This window comes from Comamonas sp. GCA5, assembly GCF_036541385.1.
GTDB classification, from domain to species: domain Bacteria; phylum Pseudomonadota; class Gammaproteobacteria; order Burkholderiales; family Burkholderiaceae_C; genus Comamonas; species Comamonas aquatica.
The window spans coordinates 1-559 of sequence record NZ_JAZHFR010000220.1 but is presented as its reverse complement, the minus strand read 5'-3'; the positions used below and the strand labels follow the sequence as shown (position 1 = coordinate 559).

General features: G+C 60.5%; 1 protein-coding gene. It reads right to left on the bottom strand.

Annotation, left to right across the window (positions count from 1 at the left end):
- The coding region (locus tag SJH88_RS19345) for an IS5 family transposase (RefSeq protein WP_274755411.1) at positions 1-518 on the bottom strand (518 nt) is incomplete at its 3' end.
- Positions 519-559 lie beyond the last annotated feature (41 nt).

The window sequence follows — 559 nt, the reverse complement described above, 5'->3', positions numbered from 1 at the left end:
TTGGGCTTGCAGCGCTTGAGCGCCTGCAGTGCCCCTTTGCGATCCGTCACCTCAGCCGTGGTCACCGCTATGGCATGCGGCAAGCCCTGGGCATCCACCGCGATGTGGCGCTTGATGCCCGAGACCTTCTTGCCTGCGTCATAGCCCTTCAGGGCCGCCGTGTCCGTGTTCTTCACGCTCTGCGCGTCCACGATCAAGAACGCGCTGCATGCGTTGCGCACCAGTTTCTCGCGGGCCGCGCCAACCTGTTTTTTTAAAGCCTGCTCCAGCACGCTCACACCGTGCTGGTCAGGCTCACTCCACTTGCGCCAGTAGGCGTACACGCTTTGCCACTTGGGAAACTCCGGTGGCAGGAAGCGCCACTGACAGCCTGTGCGCAGCAGGTAAAGCACTGCGCAAAATACTTCATACAAGTCCACCGTCACCGGCTTCGTGGTGCGCCGCACGCTGCGCAGCAGCGGCTCGATCTGCGCAAACTTCTCTCTGCTGACGTCGCTGGCGTAGGGCTTTCTCTTCACTCGGCTATTGTCGAGTCATAGAAGGATCGTAAACACGTTCT